Genomic DNA, 19,692 nt, shown 5'->3' on the forward strand with positions numbered 1-19,692 from the left:
GGCCAGTGCTTCCAGGACTACGACAACGAGATGATCGCGCGGGGCCGTACGGTCGGGGTGCACGACCCGATCGGCGCCGCGATGTCGATGACCGCCAACCGGCCGTCGTTCTACTTCGACCTCAGCGGCCCGAGCCTGACCGTCGACACCGCCTGCTCCTCCTCGCTGACCGCGCTCCACCTGGCCGTGGAGTCGCTCCGTCGCGGCGAGTGCGCGATGGCCTTCGCGGCCGGGACGAACCTCATCGCCAGCCCCCGTCACTACCTGAAACTCTCCGCCATCGGCGCGCTGTCACCCGGCGGGCGCTGCTACAGCTTCGACTCCCGCGCCGACGGCTACGTCCCCGGCGAGGCGGTCGCCGCCGTCCTGCTCAAACCGCTGCGCCGGGCTCTCGCCGACGGCGACCCCGTGCACGCCGTCATCAAGTCCGTCGCCGTCAACCACGGCGGACACGCCAGCTCGGCCACCGCGCCCAACCAGGCCCGCCAGGAGGCGCTGCTGCGCCGCGCCTGGCGGGAGGCGGGCATCGACCCGGCGACCCTCACCTACCTGGAGGCGCACGGCACCGGCACCCGGCTCGGCGACCCCATCGAGGTCGACGCCGTCAAGAGCGCCCTGCGCGACAGCGGCGGCGAGCCGCACATCGTGCTCGGCAGCGCCAAGTCCCACCTCGGGCACACCGAGGGCGCCGCGGGCCTGGTGGGCGTCGTCAAGACCGTGCTGTCCATGCGGCACGGCCTGATCCCGGCGATGCCGTCGTTCGACGAGGCGAACCCCTACTGCCGTCTCGACGAGGGCCCGCTGCACGTCAACCGGGAGCCCGTCCCCTGGAATCCGCCGCCCGGCGTGCCGCGCCGCGCGGGCGTCAGCTCCTTCGGTTTCGGCGGCTCCTACGCCCATGTCGTCCTGGAAGAGCCACCGGTGCGGCCGGCGGCACGCCCCGCCGGCGGCCCTCTGGTGTTCCCGCTCTCTGCCCGGACCCGGGACCGGCTGCGTGCCCTGGCCCGGCGGTACCTGGACGTCCTCGGCCCCGGCTGCGGCCTGCCCACGACCGGGATCGCGGCCACCTTGCAGCACGGCCGCGAGGCCGCCGCCGTACGCGCCGCGGTGATCGCCGACGACCGCGCCGGACTCGTCCACGGTCTCCAAGCCCTGCTCGCGGCCGACGAGACGGACGGCGCGGGCCGGGTGTACGACATGACGGGCGCCGCCGCCCACGACGCGCGGCCCGCCGACGACCTGGCCCGGCTCGCCCGGCGCTGGACGGACGGCGAGACGGTCGACTGGCCGACCGGCTCCGACGGCCGCCCGGTGCCCCGCGTCCCGCTGCCCACCTATCCGTTCGAACCCCAGCGCTTCTGGCTGCGCGAACCCCCGGCCGTCCCACGGCCGTCGTCCCCACCGGCGGACACCTCCGACCCCCTCGCCGCCGAACTGGCCGCCCAGGTCGCGGAGAGCGGCTACTCCGGCGCGCGGATCCTCGACGCCCTGGTCGAGTTCAGCGACCTGGGACGCGCGCTCGCCGCCTCCGTGCTGCGCGGGCACACCGGTCGCGGCAGGTACGGCGCGGACGACCGCCTCGCCGACCGGACGGAGATCGCGCCCGGGCACGAGCACTTCACCGAGTTCCTGGAGCGCGCCCTGCGCACCTGCGAGCCGCCCACCGACGGGGAGGCGGCCGAACAGGCCCGCCTGACCGCCCGGCTGCGCGAACTCGCCCGCGCCGTCCCGGAGATCGAACCCCACATCGACCTGGTCGTGGCCTGGTCCGGCCAGCTCCCCGATGTCCTCGCCGACCGCGTGAACCCGCTGGAGCTGTACTTCCCCGGCGATGGCGACGACCAGGGCATCGCCCGCGTCTACGGCAACACCGGCATCGCCAACCACTTCAACGACCTGATCGCCCGCGCCGTGGCGACGCACCTGCGCGAACAGCACGCCCGCCGCCCCGGCGAGCCGTTGCGGGTCCTGGAGATCGGCGCGGGCTCGGGCGCCACCACCGAGCGCGTCCTGCGCCGGCTCGACGCCCTCGGCCTGCCCGAGTCCACCGTGACCTACTACTTCACCGACGTCTCGCCCGCGTTCTTCCGCATCGCCCGCAAACGCCTCGACGGAGCCCGTACGGCGGTGCGGTACGCGGCGTTCGACCTGGAGGCGGACCCGGCCGGGCAGGGCTTCGAACCCGGCTTTTTCGACGCTGTGGTGGCCACCAACGTCGTCCATGTCACCCGTGTCGTCGCGGACTCGGTCGCCCGGATCCGCCGACTGCTCACCGACGGCGGCCTGTTCGCCCTCAACGAGCTGACCCGGGCCCTGGACTATCTGACCCTGATGTTCGGCATGGTGCCCGGCTGGAAGCCGCCCCAGGACGGACGGCTGCCCGGCTCCCCGCTGCTGGACGCGGCGGGCTGGCGGCGCGTGCTGGCCACGGGCGGCTTCGAGCCGGTGTGGGTGTTCGGCGCCGCCGACGTCGACGAGTCCGAGGCCGACCAGTGCGTGCTGGTGGGCCGGGCGGCCCCGGGCGCGTCCGGTACGGCCGTCGCGGCCGTGGAGCGCCCGACGACGACGTCACCCACCGAGCCCGCCCCCACCGCGCCCCCCGCTCCCGTCGCGGAGGACATGCCCACGACCCTGGCACGCCATCTGCGCCAGGAGTTCGCGGAGTTCCTGTCCATCCCGGCCGAGACGGTCGACGACACCACCCCTTTCGCGGAGTACGGTCTCGACTCCCTCGGGGCCATCCAGATGGTCCGCACCATGGAGGGCACGTTCGGGGCCCTGCCGAAGGTGCTGCTGTACGAGTGCCGGACGGTGGCGGAACTGGCCGCCTATCTGCTGGAGAACACGCCCGCCGCCTGTGAGGCGGTGACGGCGACCGTGTCCGCCTCCCCGGCACCCGCTCCGGGGCCCGAGCAGCAGGAGCGGCCCGCCCCGGCGGACCCCGCTCCCGATCCCGCCCCCGACGACCCGGTGGCCGTCGTCGGCATGGCCGGGATCTTTCCGGGCGCCCCCGACTGCGACACCCTGTGGCAGCGGCTGCGCGAGGGCGCCGACCTGGTCACCGAGATCCCGCCGGACCGCTTCGACTGGCGGCCCGTCTACGGCGACCCGCAGCGCGAACCCGGCAAGACCGACACCCGCTGGGGCGCCTTCATCGACGGCGTCGACGAGTTCGACGCGGAGTTCTTCGGCATCTCGCCGCTGGAGGCCGGGCTCATGGACCCCCAGCAACGGCTCCTGCTGCACTGCGCCTGGTGGGCCGTCGAGGACGCGGGACACCGCCCGGGGAGCCTGAACGGCACCGACACCGGCGTCTTCGTCGGTGCCACCTCGCACGACTACGACGAGCACCTCATCCGCATCGGCCGGGACCGCGAGGCACACGCCAGCCTCGGTGTCGGCCACTGCATCCTGTCCAACCGGATCTCCTACCAACTGGGCCTGCACGGCCCGAGCGAGACGGTGGACACCGCCTGCTCCAGCTCGCTCAGCGCGCTGCACCGGGCCGTCCGGGCCATCCAGGACGGCGAATGCGGCGCGGCCGTCGTCGGCGGCGTCCACCTCAATTTGGGCGCCCGGCTGTTCGTGGCGCTCGGCCAGCTCGGCGTCATGTCGCCGGACGGCGTGTGCCGCCCGTTCGACAGCGCGGCGAACGGCATGGTGCGCGGCGAGGGCGTGGGCGCGTTGTACCTCAAGCCGCTGTCCCGGGCGCTGGCCGACGGCGACACCGTGCACGGCGTGATCCGCGGCAGCGGAGTGGGCCACGGCGGCCGGGTGACCTCGATGACCGTGCCCAACCCGGTCGCCCAGGCCGAGCTGATCGCGGCGGTCCACCGGCGGGCCGGTGTGGACCCGCGCACCGTCACCTACATCGAGGCGCACGGCACCGCCACCCACGTCGGCGACCCGATCGAGGTCCGCGCGCTGCGCAAGGCCTACGCCGATCTCCTGGGCCGCCCCGAGAACGAACCGGTGACGCCCTGGTGCGGCCTGGGCAGCGTCAAGTCCAACGTCGGGCACCTGGAGGCCGCCGCCGGACTCATCGGCACCGTCAAGATCCTGCTCGCCATGCGCCACGGCGAACTCCCCCCGAGCATCAACTTCGACGCGCCGAACCCGCTGCTGGAGCTGGAGGGCAGCCCGTTCGAGGTGGTCGCGGAGCGCCGCCCGTGGCCCCGGCTCACCGACGACACCGGCGCGAAGATCCCGCGCCGGGCGGGCGTCACCTCACTCGGCTTCGGAGGCACCAACGCGCATGTGGTGCTGGAGGAGTTCATCCCGCCGCCGCACCCGGCGCGGGCGGACACCGGCGGTCCCCGGCTGATCGTCCTGTCGGCCCGCACCGAGCCCGCGCTGCGCGCCACGGCGGCCCGGCTCGCCGCCCGGCTGACGGCACGACGTGCGGACGGCGAGCCCGATCTGCCGCTCGACGACCTGGCGTTCACCCTGCGGGCGGGCCGGGACCCGATGCCGTGGCGGCTCGCCCTGCTGGCCGCCGACACCGGCGAACTGCTGGACCGGCTGCGCTCCTGCGCGGACGGCGCCTTCGACCGCCCCGGAGTCGTCCACGGCGAGGCGACCGGACGCCCCGCGTCCGGCCCGCCGCCCACAACGGACGATCCCGAGGCGCTGGCCCGGCACTGGGTGGCGGGCGGCGACCTGCCCGACCGGCACCCGGACGGCACAGACCCGGCACCCCGCCGTGTCTCACTGCCCGGCTACCCGTTCGAGCCCACCCGCCACTGGGCCGACGAGCCACCGGGGGCCACGGCCCCTCCTGCGCCGGACGACGACGAGGAACTGGTGCAACTGCTCAACGACCTGCGCGACGGCGCCAGGTCGGTCGAAGAGGTCGACGACATGCTCGTGTTCGGGGATGGGGGCCATCGATGAGAACCGGTCTGCAAGAGGCCAAACGAGAGATCCTGGCACGGGTGAGCCGGGGCGAACTGGACGCCCGGCAGGCCGCGGCGCTGCTCCGCCGCCTCACCGCGGAGGAGCCGACCACCGTCTGGTACGAGGCCACCTGGACGGCGCCCGCACCGATCCCGCACACCGGTCCGGCCGACGCCCGCGTCCTCGTCCTGCGCCCGGGCACCGACGCCCAGGCCCCGGACGACTCCGGCCGGTTCGTGATGCCGGCGGACGCTCCCGTCGACTGGCGGGGCGCCTGGCGTGCGGTCAGCGGTGGCCCCGGAGTCGTGCTCGACCTCCGCGAGGCGTCCGGCCCGGCCGCCCTCGACGCCGCGTTCGCGTTGCTGAGGACGGTCGTCGAGGACGATTCCCGGCAGCCGGTCGCGCTCGCCGTGCTCACGGCCGGCCCCGGGCAGAGGGTGACGGCCGACGCCCTGGGCGGGCTGTGCCAGATCGCCGCCCAGGAGGACCGCCGCCTCCACACCGTCGCCGTGCACAGCGTCGACCCCGCCGGGGACGGCAGCGGCCGTACGTCCCTCGAACTCGCCGCCGCCGAACTGAGCCTGCCCGCCCCGGGCTCCCGCCAGGTCCGCCACGGGCCCGGCGGGCGTGCCACCAGGACGCTCACCCCCATGGACCCCGCCACCAGCCTTCCGTGGCGCGACGGTGGCGTCCACCTCGTCACCGGTGGCGCGGGCGGCATCGGCGCCCACGTCGCCCTGCTCCTCGCCCGTCGGCACGCGGCGCGTCTGGTCCTGCTCGGCCGTTCCGCGCCGACGGCGCGCGTCGACCGGCTTCTTGACCGGCTGCGGGAGGCGGGCGGCGCGGCCGTGTACGTCCAGGGCGACGTCACCCGGCGCGCCGACGTGCGGCGTGCCGTGGCGCGGGCCCACGAGGAGTTCGGGCCGCTGACCGGCGTGCTGCATGCGGCGGGCGTCAACGAGGACGCGTACCTGGTCAACAAGAAGCCGGAGACGGTACGCCGGGTGCTCGCGCCGAAGATCATCGGCGCCGCCGTCCTGGACGAGGTCACCGCGGCCGAACCGCTGGAGTCGTTCGTGCTGCTCTCCTCCGTCGCCGCCTACACGGGCGGCCCCGGACAGAGCGACTACGCCGCCGCCAACCGCGCCCTCGGCGCCCTCGCCGCCACCCGCACGGAGGCCGCCGACCGGCGCGGCGCCACCGTCGCGCTCGCGCTGCCGCTGACCGAGGGCGGCGGCATGGACCTGAGCGAGCGGGACAAGCGGGCCGTCCACGACCTCCAGGGCATGACGGCGCTGTCCGCCGACGCCCTCCTGGACACCATCGGCACCGCCCTCGCGGCGGGGCGGTCCGAGGTGTACGCGGTGCACGGCGACGCGAACCGGGTCCGCGCCTATGTGGCACGGCACCTGGCCGAGCGTGCGGAGGCGAGCCCGCGGCATCCTTCGACCAGCGACGACGACTTCGAACCGGCCGTCGAGCGGTACCTTCTCGCCCTCGTCGGCGACATCCTCCGGCTGCCCGAAGGCCGGCTCCGCGCCGACCAGGAACTGTCCAGCGTCGGCGTCGACTCCGTCCTCATCAAGAAGATCCACACCGTCCTGGAGGACCGGCTCGGCCCGCTGCCCGCCACCCTCCTCTTCGAGTACCGCACCGTCGGCGAACTCGCCCACCACCTCGCCACGGAGCACACCGGCACCCTGCGCGGTCTCCTCGCCCCGGGGACCACCGCGGCACGGACCTCTGAGCCCGACCGCCCGCGAAGCACCCCGGCAGCCGCCCCCACCGACGAACCCATCGCCGTCATCGGCGTCGCCGGACGCTACCCCGGTGGCCGCGACCTCGACGCCTTCTGGCGCACCCTGCGCGACGGCGAGGACGCCATCACCGAGGTCCCGGCCGACCGCTGGGACCACTCCCGCTACTACGTCCCCGGCGAGCGCGGCGCGGGCACGGTGTACGCCAAGTGGGGCGGGTTCATCGAGGACGCCGACCGGTTCGACGCCCGCTACTTCAACATCTCGCCCCGCGACGCCGAGCGCGCCGACCCCACCGAACGGGTCTTCCTCGAAGTGGCCTGGTCGGCGCTGGAGGACGCGGGCTACTCACGGCGGCTGCTGCACGAGCGCACCCGGCGCGGCGAGCAGCACGCCGTGGGCGTGTTCGTCGGCGCCACCGCCACCTCATACAAGCTCATCGGCGCCGAGGAATGGGGCCGCGACCACCGGGTCATCGCCCTGTCGATGGACTTCTCCATCGCCAACCGGCTCTCCTATCTCCTCGACGCCCACGGCCCCAGCCTCGTCGTCGACACCGCCTGCTCGTCTTCGCTGACCGCGCTGCACCTGGCCGTGGAGTCGCTGCGGCGCGGCGAGTGCGCGATGGCGATCGCCGGGGGCGCGCACATCCAGACCCACCCCATCAAGTACGGCGTGCTCGCGGACATGCGGCTGCTGTCCACCGACGGCCGCTGCCGCGCGTTCGGCGCGGGCGGCGACGGGTTCGTGCCCAGCGAGGGCGCGGGCGCACTCATCCTCAAACCGCTGTCCGCGGCCCGCGCCGACGGCGACCACGTCCACGGCGTCATCCTGGCCACCAGCCTCAACCACGGCGGCCGCACCAACGGCTACACCGTGCCCTCACCCCGCTCCCACGCCCAGGTCATCTCGGCCGCCCTGCGCGACGCCGGGGTCACCGCCGACACCATCGGCTACATCGAGGCGCACGGCACCGGCACCGCGCTCGGCGACCCCATCGAGATCGAGGGACTGCGGCGGGCCTTCGCCGAGCACACCGACCGCGTCGGCTACTGCGCGATCGGCTCCGCCAAGTCCAACATCGGGCACGCCGAGTCGGCGGCGGGCGTCGCGGGCATCACCAAGGTGCTGCTCCAGTTCGCCCACCGGCGGCTCGCGCCCACCCTGCACGCCGACGAACCCAACCCGAAGATCGACTTCTCGACGTCGCCGTTCGTACTGCAACGCAGCCTCGCCCCCTGGGAGCGGCTGCGTCCGGACCTCCCGCGCCGCGCCGCCGTCAGCTCCTTCGGCGCGGGCGGCGCCAACGGACATGTGATCCTCGAGGAACCACCGGACACCCCACGCCCCGGCCCGACGGCCGAGCCGGACACCGAACAGCTGATCGTCCTGTCCGCGAAGACCGAGGAACGGCTGCGCGAAGTCGTGCGACGGCTGCACCGGCACCTCGAGTCCGGTCCCGCGCCCGCCCTGCGCGACCTCGCCCACACCCTGGCCACCGGCCGCGACGAGCTCGACAGCAGACTCGCCGTCACCGCCCGCACCCTGGCCGAACTCCGCACCCGGCTGGGTGAATTCCTCGCCACCGGCGCTGCCCCGGGACTGGTCACCGGGCGTGTCGAACCCGCCGCCGAGCCCCCCGCCGACCCGGCCCGCACCCGCGAACTGCTCGCCGCCCGCGACCTCGGCACGCTCGCCCAGCTGTGGACCCGGGGCGCCACCGTCGACTGGACCGGTGCCTTCGGCGGCGCCCGGCGCGTGCCGCTGCCCACGTACCCGTTCGCGGGCGACCGCCACTGGGTCGCCACCACCCCGCCCCTCGACCCCGGCGGCAACGCGCGCCCCACCCCGCCCGGACCGTTCGACCGCGCCGTACCGACCCTCGACGGCCCGGACCACGAGGCCGACTTCGCCCGGGACGACCGGATCGTGGCCGACCACGTCGTCCAGGGGCGCGCCCTGCTCGCGGGAGTGGCCCAGCTCCAGCTGGCCGCTGCCGCCGCCGAGGGACCGGAGGGCGGTGGGGTACGGGAGATCACCGACGTACGGTGGCGGACCCCCGTCGAGATCCCCGACGGCGGCACCACGGTCCGCGTCGCCCTCACCGCCGCCGCGGACGGCACGCTCGACTACACGATCGGCGTCCGGGACGGACGGCCCTGCTCCACCGGCACCCTCCACCCAGGCTCCGACCCAGCCGAACAGCCCTCCGCCCTCGATCTCGACGCGATCCGTGCCCGCTGCACCACCCGCCACGACGGCCCCGCCTTCTACACCGACCGCGCCGAGCACGGCGGCCTCGTCTACGGCCCCCTCTTCCGGCGACTCGCGGCCGTCCACAGCGGCCCCGACGGCGAGGCCCTCGGCGAGCTGACACCGCCGCCCGGCACGTCCGCGCCCGACTGGGCGGTGGACGCGGGCACCCTGGACGGCGCCCTGCACGCCCTGCACGGCGTGCTCCCCGAACCCGCCGAGGGCACCGCGCCGTTCCTCCCGGCGTCCGTGGCCCGCGTGGAGCTGACCGGGCGCCTCGGGGACGCCCGCCATGTGCACGTACGCCTGCTGGACCACGACCCCGAACGCGGTACGGCCCGCGCCGACGTGACGCTGACGGACACGGACGGCGTACCCGTGGCGGCCTTCCACGAACTGCGCGTGGCCCGTCCCGCCGTCCGGGGCGAGACCGTCACCGCCCGCGCCGAGACCGCCGCCGTCCGCCACCTGCGCACCGCCTGGGAGGTCCTCAACGCCCCCACCCCCGCGCCGGCACCGCACACCGGCCACACCCTGATCCTCACCACCGCCCGCGACTTCGGCCTCGGCCAGGCCCTGGCCGTCCGCTCGCCCCGCGCCCGCGTGCTGCGCCTCGACACCGCGGACGCGTACCGGCACGTCGGCCCCGCCGTCGAAGCCCTGGACGACGACAGCGTGCTCCACTTCCTCGGCGGGATCGACGACCGCCTCTACGGCAGCCACGATCTCGCCCACCTCGACACCGCCCTCGACCAGGGCTGCCTCGCCCTGTTCCGGCTCGCGGGACGGCTCGCCGCCCGGCGCCCCGAAGGGCTGCGGCTGTCCGTCGTCACCAGCGACAGCCAGCAGACCGACGAGGGCGTCCCGGCCCGCAACCCGTACGCCGCCGCACTGGTCGGCCTCGCCAAGTCCCTCGCCCGCGAGCTGCCGTCCGTCTCCGTGAGCTGTCTCGACCTGGACCGCCGCGCCCTGGCCCGCGGCGGCGCCGAACTGGACCGGCTCGCCGCCGCCGTACGGGCCGAGCCCGGCGACCTCCCCGTGCGGGAGGTCGCCCTGCGCGGCCGTATCCGGCTCGGCAAGACACTGCGCCCCGTCACCCTGCCCGACGTTCCCGACGCCGGGCTGCCGCTCCGGCACGGCGGCACCTATCTGCTGGTCGGCGGCGCGGGCGGTCTGGGACGGGCGGTGGCCCGGTACCTCGCCCGCGAGTACGCCGCCCGCCTCGTCCTCGTCGGCCGCCGCCCCCTCGGCGAACTGCCCGACACCCTGCTGTCCGAACTGCGCGACGCGGGCGGCGAAGCCGTCTACGAACAGGCCGACATCACCGACCGCGACGCCGTCGGCGCGCTGCTCGCCCGGGTCCGCGCCCGCTTCGGCGCCGTCAACGGCGCCGTGCACGCCGCCTTCACCCTGGCTGACGGCCTGCTGCACCGCATGGACGAGGCGACCTTCCGCGCCGCCCTGCACGCCAAGACCCACGGGACCGTCGTCCTCGCCGAGGCACTGGCGGGCGAACCGCTCGACGTCCTCGCACTGTTCTCGTCCGCCGTCTCCCACCGGGCCAACGCCGGACAGGGCAACTACAGCGCGGCCTCCACCTTCCAGGACGCCTACGCCCACCACCTGGCCGCCCGCACCCGGCTGCCCGTCAGGCTCTTCAACTGGGGCCTGTGGAGCGACAGCGGCTCCGTCGCCACCGAGGACTACCGGCGCCGGGTGGCCCGCCTCGGCGTGGCCGGGCTCACCGACGAGGAGGGCATCGAGGCGTTCCGCCGCGTGCTGGGCGCCCCGCTCACCCAGGCCACCGTCCTGAAGACCACCGGCGACCAGGCACTCGAAGGCGTCACGGACACCCCTGCCGACACCCTCGACGCCCCCGACGACGGACAGGCGGTACGGGCGGCCGTGGCGGGCGCCACCGAGGCCCGGCGCGACTCCTCCGTACCGCCCGGCTACCTCGCCCGCCTGGACGACTTCGCCCGCCGGGAGGTCCTCGCCGCCCTCCACCGGATGGGCGCCCCCCGCCCCGCCGACGCCGCCCGCACCCCGACCGCCCTCGCGGCCGACCTGGGCGTCGACCCCGGGCAACGGCGCCTCTTCGACGCCCTGCTCGACATGCTGCGCGGCCCCGGCCTCCTCCGGGACGACGACGGCCGCCTCAGCTTCCCCACCGACCCGTACCCCGCGACCGACGCGGACGACCGCACCCGGCTGACCGAGCGGCTCGTCGCCGACCACCCGCACTGCACGCCCACCGTGGAACTGATCGCCGACTGCGCGGCGGCCCTGCCCGACGTCCTCACCGGCCGCCGCCGGGGACTGGAGGTCCTCTTCCCCGGCGGTTCCCAGCACCGGATCGCCGCCCTCTACCACGACGACCCGCGCTCCCGGCACTTCAACGCGATGTGCACCGCCGCGGTCGCCCGCCGGGTGACGGAGCTGCGCCGGCGCGAACCCGGCCGCCCCCTCAGCGTCCTGGAGATCGGAGCGGGCACCGGCGGCACCACCCGCCCCCTCCTCGCCGCCCTCCAGCGGTGCGACGGAGGAGCACCCGCCTACGTCTGCACCGACATCTCACCCGCCCTCGTCCGCCAGACCGCCGAACGGCTCGGCCCCGACCACCCCGAGGCCGTCTTCCGCACCCTCGACATCGCCGCGGACCCCGCCGAGCAGGGCTTCGCCGGGGAACGGTACGACATCGTCGTCGCCGCCAACGTCCTGCACGCCACCGGCGACATCCGCGCCACCCTCCACCACGTCGCGTCCCTGATGCGCCCCGGCGCCCTGCTCGCCGTCACCGAGTCGACCGCCGTCCTGGACGCCGTCACCCTCGTCTTCGGCCTCACGGACGGCTGGTGGCTGTACGGCGACGGCGCGCTGCGACTGCCGCACTCACCGCTGTTCGCGGCCGACGACTGGGGCGCGCTCCTCGCCGAGGCCGGGCTGCGCGACGTACGGGCGCTGGCCGCCACCGAGGACGCCGACGCACACGCCGACCAGAGCCTCGTGCTCGCCGAACGCGGCACCATCCGCCCCCAGGGCGCCCACCCGGAAGCCGGTGCCGACCCGGCACCGGAGCCGGATCCCGCGCCCGCCACCGCCGTAACGGAGGCCCCGACCATGCCGGTCGACCAGGACCACGACGGCCGTACCTGGCTCGTCGACCGCCTGCGCACCCGCTTCGCCGCGAGCCTCAAGCTCGACGCGGCCGAACTGGAATCGCACATACCGCTGTTGGACTACGGCGTCGACTCGCTGGTGGTCATGGAGGCCACCGAGGCGCTGAGCAAGGACCTCGGACAGCGCGTCGTCCTCGACGAGCCGCTCACCGGCCTCACCCTCACCGAGGTGGCGGACCTGGTGCTCGCGAAGGGCGTCACCGTGCCCGCCGCCGCGCCGGTGGTACGGCAGACGGCGGACCAGCCCTGGCCGGAGCCGTCCGACGAGGCCCCCATCGCCGTCGTCGGTGTCGCCGGGCGCTACCCCGGCGCCGACGACCTGTGGACCTTCTGGGACAACCTGCGCGACGGGCGGCGCGCGATCGGCGAGATCCCGGCCGGCCGCTGGGACACCGACGCCGACGCCGACGGGCAGGGCGCCGCACCAGGCCTCCGCTGGGGCGCCTTCCTCACCGACGTCGACCGCTTCGACCCGCTGCTGTTCCGCATCTCGCCCCGCGAGGCCGCCGCCATGGACCCCCAGGAACGGCAGCTGCTCCAGACGGCCTGGACCGCGCTGGAGGACGCGGGAGCGACCAGGGCCCGCCTGGAGGCCGACGCGGTCCACGCGTCCGGGACCGGTGTCGGAGTCTTCACCGGCGCCATGCACACCCCCTACCAGGCACTGGCGGCCGACCGCCGCGCCCGGGGCGAGCGGCCCGACGCCCGCTCCGCGCACTGGTCGCTCGCCAACCGCCTCTCGCACTGCTTCGGCTTCTCCGGCCCCAGCGTCGCCGTGGACACCGCCTGCTCGTCCTCGCTCACCGCCCTCCACCTGGCCTGCGAGTCCCTGCGCCGGGGCGACTGCGGCGCCGCCGTGGTCGGTGGCGTCAACCTGATCCTGCACCCGGCCCACCACGAGGAGCTGGCGCGCGCCCGGATGCTCTCCGGCGACGGCCGCGCCCGCGCCTTCGACCGGGACGGCGACGGCATGGTGACCGGTGAGGGCGTAGGCGTCGTCGTCCTCAAACCGCTGCCCGAGGCGCTGCGCGCGGGTGACCGCGTGCACGCCCTGATCGTCGGCTCGGCCGTCAACCACACCGCGGGCGACGACACCTACACCACCCCCGACGCCGGTGCGCAGGCCGCGCTGCTCCGCCGTGCCCTGCGCCGGGCCCGCCTCGGCCCCGACGACATCCAGTACGTCGAGGCTGCCGCGACCGGCGCCCCGGTGGGCGACGCGGTCGAGGCCGAGGCCCTGCGCGAGGTCTTCACCCCCCGGGACGCCGGGCGCGGACCCGTCCGCGTCGGCTCCCTCAAGCCCGGCATCGGCCATCTGGAGGCCGCGTCCGGCATGGCCCAGCTCACCAAGGTGCTGCTCCAGTTCCGGGCCGGTCAGCTCGCCCCGACCCTCGACGTCACCACACCCGTGCCCGCGTTCTCGGCGGACGGCTCCCCGCTCGTCCTCGTCCGCCGGACCGAGCCCTGGCCCGGTGGCGACGGCCACCCGGCGGGGTACGCGGTCGTCAGCTCCTTCGGGGTGGGCGGCGCCAACGCCCAGCTGATCGTGGCGGCCCCGCCCCGGCCCGCCGAAGTCGCCCAGGACACCGGGGGACCGCGACTCGTCCCGCTCAGTGCCCGCAGGCCCGGCGAACTGGCCCGGCTGGCGGCCCGGTTGCGGGACTTCCTGCGCGGGCCGGGCGCCGACGCCGCCCTCGCCGACGTCGCCCACACCCTGCGCGTGGGGCGCGAGCCGCTACGGACGCGGGCGGCGCTGGTCGCGCGTGACCTGTCCGAACTGATCGACGGACTGGGCGCGTTGGCGGACGGCGGCCCGGCGCCCGCTCCCGACCTCGCCGCGCTGTCGCCGGCCTGGGCGGCCGCCGCCAGGCGCTGGACGGACGGCGAGGACGTGGACTGGCGGGAACTCGACGGCACCGGTCGCGTCATCTCCCTGCCGGGCTACCCGTTCGCCCGCGACCGGCACTGGCTGCCCGAGCCCGAGCCGATCACGGCCCCGGTACCCGAAGCCGCGCCCGTCGCCGCCCCGGCCACCGCCCCCACCGACGACGTGTACGACATCGTCGCCGCCGCCATCAGCGGCGTCCTCGACCTGCCCGCCGAGGAGGTCGGCCCCGAGGAGCACCTGAGCGACTTCGGCTTCGACTCCGTCACCCTCACCGAACTCGCGGCGGTGCTCAGTGACCGGCTCGGCATGGGCGTCCTCGCCCCCGAGCTGTACGCGCACACCGACGTCGCCTCGCTCGTGTCGGCCCTCGCCGCGCGGGTGCCGGTGCCGCCGGTGCCCGAACCGGTCGCAGCCGGCACCGCCCCGGCGCCGCCCGCCGGGGAACCGGCCGACGAGCCCATCGCCGTGGTCGGCATGGCGGGCCGTTTCCCGGGCTCCCCGGACCTCGACGCCTACTGGGAGCACCTGGTCGCGGGCCGGGACCTGATCGATGACGTGCCGGAGGACCGCTTCGACTGGCGGGACATCCACGGCGACCCGGGTCAGGACCCGCACCGGGTGCCGTCCCGCTGGGGCGGGTTCCTGGACGGCGTGGACCGCTTCGACGCGGACTTCTTCCGGATCTCCCCGCGCGAGGCCCGCACGATGGACCCGCAGCACCGGCTGTTCCTCCAGACGGTCTGGCACGCCATCGAGGACGCGGGACACGACCCGGCCTCCCTCGAAGGCAGCCGCACCGGCGTGTTCGTCGGCGTCGGCTCCTCCGAGTACGCGCAGCTGCTGATCGGCCGCGGCGTCGAGATCGACGGGCAGGCCGCCACCGGCAACGCGCACAGCGTCCTCGCCAACCGGGTCTCCTTCCTGCTCGGCCTGCACGGCCCCAGCGAGCCCGTCGACACCGCGTGCTCCAGCTCGCTGACCGCCGTGCACCGGGCCGTGCAGGCCATCCGCGCGGGGGAGTGCGAGGCCGCCGTGGCGGGCGGGGTGAACGTCATCCTGTCCCCGACCGGCTATCTCGCCTTCGGCAAGTCCGGGATGCTCTCGCCCGACGGCCGCTGCAAGACCTTCGACCACCGTGCCGACGGCTACGTACGCGGCGAGGGCGTCGCCGCCCTGCTCCTCAAGCCGCTCGGCCGCGCCCTCGCCGACGGCGACCACGTCCACGCCCTCATCCGGGGCACCGCCGTCAACCACGGCGGCCGCGCCAACTCCCTGACCGCACCCAACCCGCAGGCGCAGACCGATGTCATCGTGCGCGCCCACCGCGCCGCCGGAGTCACCGCCGACACCGTCACCTACGTCGAGGCCCACGGCACCGGCACCGCCCTGGGCGACCCGATCGAAGTGAACGGCCTCGTCGACGCCTTCCACGAGCTGGGCGGCGACGGCCGCACCGGCTACTGCGCCCTCGGCAGCGTGAAGACCAACGTGGGGCACCTGGAGACCGCGGCCGGGATCGCGGGCCTGATCAAGGTGATCAAGGCGCTCCAGCACCGCACCCTGCCGCCGTCGCTGCACCTGGAACGCGTCAACCCGCTCATCGACCTCACCACCACCCCGTTCCACCTCCTCGACGAGGCCCGGCCGTGGCACCGCCCGACCGGCCGGGACGGCGGTGCGGTGCCGCGCCGGGCCGGGGTGAGTTCCTTCGGCTTCGGCGGCGTCAACGCCCATGTCGTCGTGGAGGAGTTCGAGCCCGCCGAGCCCGACCGGCCCGGCCCCGAAACGGCGGGCCCCCAGCTGTTCGTGCTGAGCGCCCTCACCGAGGAGCGGCTGCGCCGGTACGCGGAACTCCTGGCCGAGGGCCTGGAGCGAGGCGCGTACCGTCCCGCCGACGTGGCGCACACCCTGCGCGTGGGGCGACCCGCCCTCACCGAACGACTGGCGGTGATCGCGGACACCCTGCCCGAGCTGGCGGCCCGGCTGCGCGCCTGGGCCGCGGGCTCCGGGCCGCGCGAACCGGAAGGCGTCGGCCCGCTGCGGGAGCTGGCCATCCGATGGGTCCGGAACAAGGAGACCGACTGGTCCCGGCTCGAGGGCCCGGCCGGACGGCGGGTGCCGCTGCCGGCGTACCCGTTCGCCGAGGACCGGTACTGGCTGCCCGAGGCCGCGCCACAGCGGGACACTCCCACCGCACCCGAGACCCCGCAGGCGCAGGAGCCCGCCCCGCCGGATCCCGCACCCGTCGACGACACCTCCGAACTGGCCGTGCACGTCAGGGAGCTGGTGGCGCAGGGGGTGGGGCTGGCACCGGAGGAGATCGACCCCGCCAAGGACTTCGCGGCGTACGGGATCGACTCGATCGTCGCGCTGCGGATCATGCAGCGGGTCCAGGCGCGGTTCGGCGAGGAGATCCCGATGGCGGCGATCTTCGAACAGTCCACGCTGGAGCGCCTGGTGGCCCACATCGCCACCCTGAGCCCGCGGCCCACGGCCCCCGAACCGGCCGCCTCCGCCGCCCCGGAACCGGTCAGCGCCACGGCCGCCGAGCGTCCGACAGCCCGTGTCGCCCCCTTCGTCCCGGACGGCACCGGCGTCCCCGTGCACTGCCTGCCCGGTGACACCGGCGAACTCAGCTGGCTGACCCATGTGCAGACGGTCCTCGCCGACGACGGCCCCGTCCTCGGCGTCGAACCGCCCGGCTTCCGCACCGGCCTGACCCCGCTGTCCTCGGTCACCGAACTGGCGGACGCCGCCACGGCCGCGGTCCTCGCCGATCGGCCCGAGGGCCCCTACCGGCTGGCGGGCCAGGGCTGCGGCGCGGTCGTCGCCTTCGAGACGGCCCGCAGGCTCCTCGCACAGGGACACCGGGTGGACGAACTCCTCCTCGTCGGCGCCCCCGAGCCCGGCGAGCCCGTCCCCTCCGGCCTCGACGCGCTGACCGGCGCGTTCGGCACGGTCTGGGGCGCGTACCGGTGGCTCGGCGGGGACGTCCCGGACGGCGCGGGAGACGGCGGTCACGCCGAGGCGGCCCGGGTGCTCACCACCCACGCCAGCCCGCCGATGGGCGAGGCGATGCTCACCGACTGGCTCCGCGAGGCCCACGCCCACCGCATCGCGCTGCACACCGCCCTGGCGTCGTACACGCCCCGGCCGCTGTCCGGACCGGCCCGCGTCACCGTCGTACGGGCGCTGCTGGACGGCCGGCCCACGACCGGTGACTGGGCGCGCTGGCTGGACGTGCCGCCGCGCACCGTCGACCTGCCGAGCCGCCCCGACTACCTGGTCTCCGCCGGTGCGGCCGTCGACCTGCGCAGGCTGCGGCGGCCGGCGCCCGAAGCGGCCCGCGAGGAGCGGAAGTTCATCACCGGCATCAACCGGGCCGGGCACCGGCAGCGGTCGTACTGGATGCACCACATGTACGGCGACGTCAGCTACGGCCTGTACCTGTCGCGCTACCTCGGCGCGGAGTACCCGCTGCTCGGGGTCGAGCAGATCGACCTCGACGCCCGGCTGCACCGTTTCGACACCTTCCAGGAGATGTGCGCCGCGTACACGGCCGCGATCCGCGCCGACCACCCCGGCGGCCCCTTCACCCTGGCCGGTTCGTCGTTCGGCGGGGTCGTCGCCTTCGAGGTCGCCCGCCAGCTGATGCACCACGGCGAACGCGTCCACTCCCTCGTCATCGCCGACGGGATCATGCCGACGACGCCCGCCTGGGCGGGTGTCGACTGGTCCTCGCTCACCGACGACGAGTCGGAGAGCCTGCCGCTGATGATGCTCGGCAACGCCTACTGCCACCGGTGGAACATCACCGAACTGGTCAGCCTGGAGTCGCTGCTCGGCAAGGACATCGACGAACAACTGCGGCTGATCGCCCGGCACGTCGTCGACAAGGCGGCGGCGAAACTCGCCCACGACAACGTCCTGACGCTGCTGCGGCGCACCAATGACGCCTTCAACCAGAACGTCAGGCTGCTCACCGAGTACGTGCCGCAGCCGCTGCCGGAACCCGTCGACGTCACCTTCTTCCACGCCACCCAGGGCTTCGTCGGCGCCCGGAACCCGGCCGGGCTGCCCGCGATGCGGCGCCTGGACGGCGACCGCACCAACGGCTTCGGCCGGTTCGTCGGCAAGCCGCTGCGCGTGCACGACGTGGACGCCGACCACTTCACCATCGTCCACGACGCGGGGCTGCGGACCATGGCCCGGCTGATGACCCCGGCACTGGGCGGACCCCCCGCACCCGAGGCCGGTGACCTGATCCAGTGAACGACCGGGAGGGCACCATGGAATTCAGCGTCTACTTCTTCGCGGCCAACGACGACAGGCCGTTCAGCGACCGCTACCGCTTCATCCTCGACGTCGCCCGGGCCATCGACCTGCTCGGCTTCAAGGCGATCTGGACGCCGGAACGGCACTTCCAGGAGTTCGGCGGCAGCTTCCCCAACCCGTCCGTCCTCAGCGCCGCCCTCGCCGTCGCCACCGAACGGCTCGAACTGCGCGCGGGCAGTATCGTCCTGCCGCACCACCATCCGGTGCGGGTCGCCGAGGAGTGGGCGCTGGTCGACCAGCTCTCCGGCGGCCGCACCGCGCTGTGCGTGGCCACCGGCTGGCACAGCGGCGACTTCGTCTTCTACCCCGACAACTTCGAACGGCGCCGCGAGGTCGCCTTCGGCACCATCCCCGTACTGCGCAGGCTGTGGGCGGGGGAGACCGTCGAGTTTCCCGGCCCCGGCGGGCGGATGCTGCCGGTGCGCACCTATCCGCGCCCGTACCGCGCCGAACTGCCCCTGTGGATCGTGCACTCCTCCAACCCGGCGACCTGGGTCACCGCCGGTGAACTCGGCACCAACGTCCTCGCCCTGGTGGACAGCTGGGAGCGCCTCGAAGGCAACATCGCCGCCTACCGAAAGGCCCGTGCGGAGGCGGGCCACGACCCCCGCACCGGCATCGTGACCGTCGGCATGCACACCTACGTCGGCGACGACGAGGAGAAGGTGCGCGCCCTGGTCGCCGATCCCGTACGCCGCTACATCGACACCTTCCTCACCCAGAAGAGCAACGACGCCACCGCGAACGCCATGACCCCGGCCGAGAAGGAGGAACTGGCCAAGGTGGTCGCCGAGGACTTCTACGAACGCCGCTCCCTGCTCGGCACCGAGGAGAAGTGCGCGGCCGTGGTCCGCCGGGCGAGGGACACCGGCGTCGACGAGATCGCCTGCATGGTCGACTTCGGCCTCCCCTTCGCCACCGTGCTCGACGCCCTGCCCCGCCTCGACGCCCTGCGCGCCCGGTTCGCCGAACCCGCGCCCGCCCCGGCCACCACGCACCCGCGCACCGCGCCGCCCGCGGGCCGGGTGCCCAGCGCGGCCCGCGCTGCGGCCTCCGCCGGAGCCACCGACTCACCGATGGCCTGGTACTACGACCGTTGACCCGCGTCGCGGCCCGGTCGTCGACGGCCGGATACGCGGACAGGGCGGGGGCGCACCGGATCGTCCGGTGCGCCCCCGCCGGGTACGGGCCGCGGTCAGCCGCGTCAGCTGTTGATGTCGCGCCGGTTGAGCCGGTTCAGGCCCACGGCCAGGCACGCGGCGGACAGCAGCACCAGGACGCCGTAGTCGCCCCACTGGAAGCCGTTCCGCAGCGGCTCGCCGCCGATGTAGTAGTGGAAGGGCGACAGGTAGGCGAGCCACTCCGCGTCGATCGGCTCGGCGAG

General features: G+C 74.9%; 3 protein-coding genes and 1 pseudogene (1 of these 4 only partly in view). 3 read left to right on the top strand and 1 reads right to left on the bottom strand.

From position 1 onward, the window contains the following. The 3 genes in view from RIM90_RS07475 to RIM90_RS07485 are tightly spaced (each overlapping or abutting the next) and all read left to right on the top strand, a layout consistent with a single transcriptional unit that may run on beyond the window. Positions 1-4,893, top strand: partial view of an SDR family NAD(P)-dependent oxidoreductase gene (locus RIM90_RS07475; RefSeq protein ID WP_309059781.1) — the 3' portion only. It extends 7,254 nt beyond the left edge of the window; only the last 4,893 of its 12,147 coding nucleotides appear in the window; its start codon lies off the left edge, out of view; its stop codon occupies positions 4,891-4,893. After that, positions 4,890-18,245: an SDR family NAD(P)-dependent oxidoreductase gene (locus tag RIM90_RS07480; protein ID WP_309059782.1), complete on the top strand. Its 13,356-nt coding sequence runs from the start codon at positions 4,890-4,892 to the stop codon at positions 18,243-18,245. The genes RIM90_RS07475 and RIM90_RS07480 overlap by 4 nt, the downstream gene beginning before the upstream one ends. Then, on the top strand, positions 18,242-19,408 hold the full coding sequence (locus tag RIM90_RS07485; protein ID WP_309059783.1) for a MupA/Atu3671 family FMN-dependent luciferase-like monooxygenase: 1,167 nt from the start codon (positions 18,242-18,244) through the stop codon (positions 19,406-19,408). Before RIM90_RS07480 ends, RIM90_RS07485 begins: the two co-directional genes overlap by 4 nt. Before the next feature lie 104 nt (positions 19,409-19,512). Here the strand turns inward: RIM90_RS07485 and RIM90_RS07490 are convergent. Then, positions 19,513-19,692 (bottom strand): annotated as a pseudogene (locus RIM90_RS07490) (hypothetical protein); the annotation flags it as partial.

This window comes from Streptomyces sp. (assembly GCF_031181555.1).
Classification (GTDB): Bacteria; Actinomycetota; Actinomycetes; order Streptomycetales; family Streptomycetaceae; genus Streptomyces; species Streptomyces fimbriatus.